The organism is Novosphingobium sp. AP12, from assembly GCF_000281975.1.
Classification (GTDB): domain Bacteria; phylum Pseudomonadota; class Alphaproteobacteria; order Sphingomonadales; family Sphingomonadaceae; genus Novosphingobium.
This window is the reverse complement of the sequence record NZ_AKKE01000117.1, coordinates 1-2942: the sequence shown is the minus strand read 5'-3', so window position 1 is coordinate 2942 and position 2942 is coordinate 1. Positions and strand designations below refer to the sequence as shown.

Here is a 2942-nt window from a genome sequence, read left to right as displayed (position 1 = left end):
TTCGGTCTGCCTCCTCTGCTGGGGAAGGGGTCGATAAGTGCGCGCGCAAGCGCCCGGTCGGCGGGTTTCACAGCATCGCTGTTGCTGGCGCCCACTGTGATGCCGTTGATGGTTTCAGCCGGCGAGAACATCCGTCGCTCGCCGATCAGACCATGAAGTGCATTGATCATCGATTTCGCGCGATGGGCACCATCTGCGCTTTCGTAGGCGAGCCCGTTTGCATAGGCTGGCACGCCGAAGTCGGCAATCGCGTTGCCGGCGCTGACGATGAAGAGCAGGCCGAACCTGTTCGAGAGGCGATCGAGCAACCGCGCCCAGGGCGAAAGCTGGCCATGGAAAGGCCGGTTCCTGTTCCCCAGAGAGAGATTGACGATCACGACCCCTGGCCGCTGCTCCCGCAACCGGACGATGGCGAGGTAGATGAGATCCACTACCAGTCTGTCGCGCGGAAATTCGTCATGGTTACCCATGACGGGCATGACATGGATCCTGCGTGGCAAGGGCTGGCCCGTGCCGTTGCGATCGCCGTGGACGATGAGCGATGCCATGGCCGTGCCGTGAAAGCGATTGGCCACGAGTGCTGAAGGTTCGAGATCGAAGGGGTCGTCGAGATCGATGTGCCGGCTAAGCAGGCGGTGCCCCGCGACCGGTACTCCGTCTAGCAGCGCGAGGATTGGTTCGCCCAGCTCGGGCTGCGGGAGCGCGGCCGCGGCATCCTCGGCTACGTCGCCCAGTTCGATCGAGGTCGAGGCGCTTTGTGGCCGGATGTGCTGGATCGGCTCGAGCCCGGCCACGCCTTCGGCGCGTCGCTCGACGATTTCGCGCACGGCCCAGGCAGGAATGTCAGCAAGCAGCGCGTGATAGCCGATATCCGCGATGCGGGCTCGCGAGACGATACGGCCGGCACGCGCAGTGATCGCGGCCCTGACATTGGCCTCCTGTTCCTCTGCGATCCGATCCTGAGCGCGATAAACCAGCTCGACCTCGAGGCGCACGAGTTCATCATCGTCCAGTCCGTCGATGAGGGAGGCAAGAAACGTCGCATCGCTTGCGTGCACGCGATCCAGGGGCCCCCATGGCCGCAGATCCTTGAGCAGTTCGAAGACATTCGCCCATGGCGTCTCGCCGCGGATCAAGCGGCCTGTCTGCCACCGCTGCCATAGGCCAAGGAGGTTGCGCAGCGCCACCATGTCCGGGACGAGCAGATAGGCGAAGGGTTGCTTGTCCTCCTCATCGCCTTCGAGCTCCTTTTCATCCACCAATTCGAGGCCTGAGACATTCTGGACGGCATTCGCAAAGGCGGTGATCGAGCCGCGCACTTCGAAGACCAGGAGGCGCTCAGGCGCCAGGCCGGCAGCGTCTGCCCGCAGTTCGAGCGCATCGGCGCCTCGTGCGAGAATATCGGCAAGTCTGCTGAATTTGGGACCAAAGGCTACCGTTTGGCGATCGCGCGTAAACGCGTCCGGCCTTGGGGTCATCATGGGGCGCCCGAGGGCGCGCGGTTGATCAGCTGGGACGGGTAGCCTCAGAAGAGGCTTGGTCGGATCGCTCGGCACTGATCGCTTCCGGAGTTACCCGCGAGGTCCAAAGCTCGAGTTCGGCGCGCAATGCATCATCGACGGAAAGCTCCCCCAATCCCAAAATCTGGCGCCTTCTGACGTTCTGGCAGAAGTCCAAAGCCTCGGCATAGCTCACCGTGCCGAGTTTTGCTGAAATACGCGCTGCCAGCATCTTGGGAGCATCGGGCCAATCAGACAAGATGCGATCGAGAAATACGGTCACGTCCTTGCGTTGCGGAGCGGGCATGCTCAGGCGCATCTGGAATCGACGCCAGACGGCGCGATCGAGAAGTTCACCGTGATTGGTCGCGGCAACGACGATGACGTAGCTCGGCAACTGGTCGAGTTGCATGAGCAGGAACGAGACGACGCGCTTGATCTCGCCTGTTTCGTGCGTGTCGCCGCGCTCCTTTCCGATCGCATCGAACTCGTCGAAGAACAGGACGCTTGGCGTCGTGCGGACATAATCGAAAAGCTTGCGCAGGCGCGCGTTCGTCTCGCCCAGGTAGCTTCCGATCAGCGCGTCATATCGCACAACGTAGAAGGGCAGGCCGAGGCTCTCGGCGAGGGCTTCGGCGAAAGAGGTCTTCCCATTGCCCGGAGGTCCGGAGAGGAGCACCCGGTGCCGCGGTTCGTAACCGCTCGCGCGCAGAACATCCGCGCGCCGGTGCTCCTCGATGAGCTGGCGCCCGCTTTCCTTGACCGGAAGCGACAGGATCAGATCGTCGATCTGGAGGTGGGCGGTGACTTCGAGGATCGCCTCGCGCCCGTTCGAGGGATTGAGATGTGGGGAACTTGCCGTCAGCGCCGGAGGGGTGACCGGAACTGTGGAAAGTGCGCGTTGAAGACGGTCGGCGACGATATAGTGCTTTTTGGCGCGCTCGTCGGCGACCAGCGCTTCGGTTGTTGAGCGCAAGGCTTCCCGATCGCCTGCAGCGCCGGCGCGCACCAGAGAAACGAGAAGGTCGCTACGCGCCATATTAGCCTTGAATAACCCCGGTTCTCACGCTCATGCCCGCTTCTCCATGCTAGCGTTCATTTCTGCCGCTGCATAACGTCTTCCATTGTGGGCGCGGCTAACGGAATAAAAAAGGGGCTGAGTCGAATCAGCGCGCTTTAGGCGATAGTGTGGCGCCGCGAAATCCTAAATCGCAACAGAAATTGGATGGTTCACCGCGACAATGGCTCGGCCAGCTCTGAAGCGCTTCTCTTCCACCCATCGTAGCCAATGGGAAGGTATCATGGGATTATCAGATTCGATCCCGCCGAAGGTCGGCGAGATATCAGGGAGGCGCCCATTCAAGCGGTTCGACCGAGATCATAGGAAACCAATGAGCGGGCATCCTGCTTACGACCGGGGCTGGGACACCGCGTAATTGATTT

At 61.8% G+C, this 2942-nt stretch carries 2 protein-coding genes; both read right to left on the bottom strand.

Annotated elements, in window-relative coordinates:
* Positions 1-1478 (bottom strand): S8 family serine peptidase (locus tag PMI02_RS15575; protein WP_238539091.1); only part of this gene is annotated, 1478 nt, incomplete at its 3' end.
* A 28-nt stretch (positions 1479-1506) separates the two neighbouring features.
* A complete protein-coding gene (locus tag PMI02_RS15570; RefSeq protein ID WP_007684537.1) occupies positions 1507-2538 on the bottom strand; it encodes an AAA family ATPase in 1032 nt (343 codons plus the stop codon).
* Positions 2539-2942 lie beyond the last annotated feature (404 nt).